A 3,775-nucleotide genomic window follows, 5' to 3' on the forward strand; every position below is an offset into this window, starting at 1 on the left:
CGGTGCCGATGCTCGTGCCGCGTGGCCGGAGGGCCCTGCAATCGGTGACCTTCGGCCATCAACTCCGGCGACACTTCGCGCGATGCTGGAAAGACGAACCGAGGAGTCCCTGTCCCAGCCGCGCGCGCCGGTCGTCGAGGACGCACTGGAACGGCGGGTTCCGACGAACAAGTGATCGAGGTGCCGCGATGTATCTCGCCGGGCCGTGTGGCCGGAGCGCTGGGCATCGACCACCGGAATGAGCGTGCCCATGACAGAACTACGGCCCCTCGATTCGGGCTTCATGGAACTGGAGGACGCTGACCGGCACATCAGCCTCGGGATCGGCGCGGTGGCGATCATCGCCGGCGCTCCGCCGGGCAGGCCCGAGTTCAGCGACATGGTCGCCAGGAGCGCGGAGCGGAACCCACGCCTGCGCCAGAAGGTGCGGCGCGCGCCGCTGGACCTGGCTACGCCGGTCTGGGAGGACGACTCGGATTTCGATGTCACGCACCACATTCGGTGGACCGCGCTGCCCACGCCGGGTGACGACCCCGCATTGTGCGAACTGGTGGCGGCGGAACTGGAGGAGCGGCTCGATCGCGACCATCCGCTGTGGCAGTGCGTCGTCGTCGAACATCTCGCGGGAGACCGGTGGGCACTGTTCGTCAAAGCGCATCACAGCTTGGTGGACGGCGTGTCCGGGATATCCGTGTTCCGGAGTTTCTGCGATCCCGTGCCGGGGGAGCCGGATCACCCCAGGTCCGACACGCAGGGCCGCCGCGCCGGGATGCGGTGGCTCGATGCGGTCCGCGGAGTGACGCGGCTCCCCGTCGTCGCGCCACGGTCGGTGCTCGCGGTGACGCGCGGTCTGGCTCCGGTGGTGTCCGCCGTAGTGTCGCCGGCCGCCGAGTCCTCGCTCAACGGCCCCATCGGACGGCAACGCCGGTACGCGATGGCACGGGCCGCCCTGTCGGACGTGCACGACATCGGTGCCGCGTTCGGCGTCACGGTGAACGATGTCGTCCTGGCATCCGTCGCCGGCGCTTATCGCGACCTGCTGGCCGGCCGGAACGAGCGGACAGCTCCGGACAAACTGCGTATCCTCGTCCCGATCTCCATGCGGTCCGACAAGGCGAAATACCTGATGGACAATCGGGTTACGGCGGTGCTGCCGTTCCTGCCGATCGATATGGCCGATCCGGTGGAGCGGCTGAACACGATCGGTGAGCGGATGTCCAGGCACAAGTCGGGCGGTGCGGCGCAAGCCGAGAACTCGGTGCTCGCACTGGCCGGCCTGCTGCCGTTCGCGCCCCTGGCGTGGAGTCTCCGTCTGCTGGCGCGGTTCCCGCAACGAACCGTCGGCGCGCTGGTGACGAACGTGCCCGGCCCGCGTGACCAGCTGACCATCCGGGGGCGCACGGTATCGGAGATCCTGCCCGCCGTGCCGATCGCCATGCGAGTGCGCACCGCCGTCGCGGTGCTCAGCTACGCGGACCAGTTGACGTTCGGCATCACGGGAGATTACGACAGCGCCCCCGATATCGCGGTGCTCGCGGAGGGTATCGAGCGGGATTTCCGGCGGCTACGGGAGCGTGCCGGCCTCCGGCGACCGTCCCGGCCGGAGGTGAGCGGACCATGACGATCACTCGGCCGGGAGTCCCGGCTCCGCAGGTGGCAGGGACCGATCGGGGACTTTCTGCTCTGTCCAGCAGGAGAACTCGGTGATGGTATGGGAAGCCGTGGTATCGAGTGCAGACCGGAAAGCGAGGTCGTCCCCAGTGGATGCGCGCGTGATGTGCCGCGGTGCGAGATCATGATCGCATCGAACGGCCGTGTCGCGGACAACGGCGTCCCGGCCCGCACGATGGTCGAGATCGACCGCGAGGAGGCGTTGCGTCTGCTGGCCGGCGTCGCCTACGGCCGCGTCGTCTTCACCCGGGACGCATTGCCCGCGATCCGTCCGGTCAACCATTTCGTGGACGCCGGGCTGGTCATCGTGCGTACCCGGGTCACCTCGCGGCTCACCGGCACCGTCCGCGCCGATCCCTCCGTCGTCGTCGCCTACGAGGCCGACGACATCGATGCGGTGACCCACGTGGGCTGGTCGGTCGTGGTGACCGGCCTCGCCCGTACGGTCACCGACCCCGAACGGGTGGAGCGCTATACCCGACTGCTGCGGCCGTGGGCCGATGCGGTCATGGACACGGTCATCGCCATCGAACCCACGATCGTGACCGGTGTCCGGCTGCTCGGCGAGCAGGATCAGGCGGCGCGCTGACCCCGGCAGGCCCGAAGGATCCGATGGACCCCGAAGGATCCCATGGACACGGAAAGCATCTCGCGCGTAGCAGATCTGGACTCTCGAATCCTGGCCGCGGTCGACGGCTCGGCCGGCTCGTGTCAGGTGGACGCCTGAGCGGCAGTCGAAGCCGCGCTGCCTGGCTGTGCGTTGCACATCGTCACTTCGATGGCGATCCGGACCGGCTCCGGGCCCGGGATCTCGCTGGGCGAGGCCGATCTGGAGTGGTTGCGCAGCGACGGCGAGCGTATCGGTTCAGCGGCGGTAGGTGTGAGATATCGGAGAATCGAGGACTTTCGGGTGCGGAAAGCGACCGGTGGACCTCTCCGCATCCCCTCGACCGGGAGATTTGTCCCCCCGGTACGCCGCGTGAGCCATCGACCGAATTTGCCGAACCATCGTCCCGAGAATTCTTTGCGACGCTTCCGGTGCGATCGTTCGCGTGTCCGTTAGACGTGCGAGATCCGCTGCGGAATAACACACTCCATGGTGACTCGAGCATGCTCGAGGAGGGTCGGCGCCGGTCTCCGGCGAACCGGTTGGCGGGGCGGATCCGTGGTTTGACCGGCCGGACGCCATTCGCCGGGCTCGTCTCGACGGCTGCGCGCCTTCGGCTGACCGGCGAATCGGGATGATGGCGAGCGCGGAAAGGTGCGCGGCCCGGCGGAATCGTTCTGGATAAGACAACGGCGCCCGACGGGAAAGCGAGACATACGTGCATGATTCCGCCCGGAAGTGTATACCGGAGAATTCGGATGACACATAAATATGTGTATGCCGGTGGTGTTGCGTCGAAATCTGACTTCAAGCCGAGCTGAGGCAATTGGTTAGATGCGAGAAGGTTGGACACAATGCAATTGCCAATGTATTGCCCTGTTGTCAATCAATTTCTTCTAGGGGAATAGCAGATTCGGAGCATCGGCGGTCGAGGTTTGCTTCCTGCTCGCTTCCGCGGCGTTGGCCATCCCGGCTTGATTCCGGCCGCGACCCGGCATGTACGATGCCCGATCGCGGGTGTCTCCTAGCGGGGCGACCCCTCGGAACCAGGCACTTCGGTGTCGGATACCTGCGCACTGCGGTCGCATCGCCCGGGCTGTGTCACGGCCCGCATTGCGCGCACCGAGATTCGAAACGCCCGGCTTCCGTGCGGAGCTGGGAGCTTTGATATGACTAGACTGAGCCGAGCTGCTGTCAGATAGCTTGTCCCGCCAGAGTGTCGATGCTTCACCACAGGTTCAAAAGTTCTGTTTTCAGATTTTGAGACGACTGGAATGCCGACAAACAGGAGGTGTGGGAGTCGCCGTAGGCAGGCCGATCGGAGGTCGGGCACCGGCGGATCGAGCTACACGCGGAACCTGAACGGAGCGGCGAAGCGCAGGGGTAGCGCCGCTTCCCAGTACACGAAGTGCATATACAAGCCAGATTTCGGACGCGGAGAGCGGGCGTGCTTCCGTCATGCCTTCGCGCGTCCGGGTATGAATAAGGGGACATGCG

General features: G+C 66.3%; 2 protein-coding genes. Both read left to right on the plus strand.

Annotation, left to right across the window (positions count from 1 at the left end; all coding sequences use genetic code 11):
- Nucleotides 1–250: 250 nt before the first annotated feature.
- Nucleotides 251–1,621, plus strand: a complete 1,371-nt coding sequence (locus QMG86_RS13865; protein WP_281879946.1) for a wax ester/triacylglycerol synthase family O-acyltransferase — start codon at nucleotides 251–253, stop codon at nucleotides 1,619–1,621.
- 174 nt (nucleotides 1,622–1,795) lie between these two features.
- Entirely contained in the window at nucleotides 1,796–2,260 is a 465-nt protein-coding gene (locus tag QMG86_RS13870) for a pyridoxamine 5'-phosphate oxidase family protein (RefSeq protein WP_159840527.1), read from the plus strand.
- The last annotated feature ends 1,515 nt before the right edge of the window (nucleotides 2,261–3,775 follow it).

Source organism: Nocardia sputorum (assembly GCF_027924405.1).
GTDB lineage: Bacteria > Actinomycetota > Actinomycetes > Mycobacteriales > Mycobacteriaceae > Nocardia > Nocardia sputorum.

Coding starts and splice junctions, on each gene's coding strand:
- QMG86_RS13865 (WP_281879946.1), top strand. CDS start 251: ATGACAGAACTACGGCCCCTCGATTCGGGCTTCATGGAACTGGAGGAC.
- QMG86_RS13870 (WP_159840527.1), top strand. CDS start 1,796: ATGATCGCATCGAACGGCCGTGTCGCGGACAACGGCGTCCCGGCCCGC.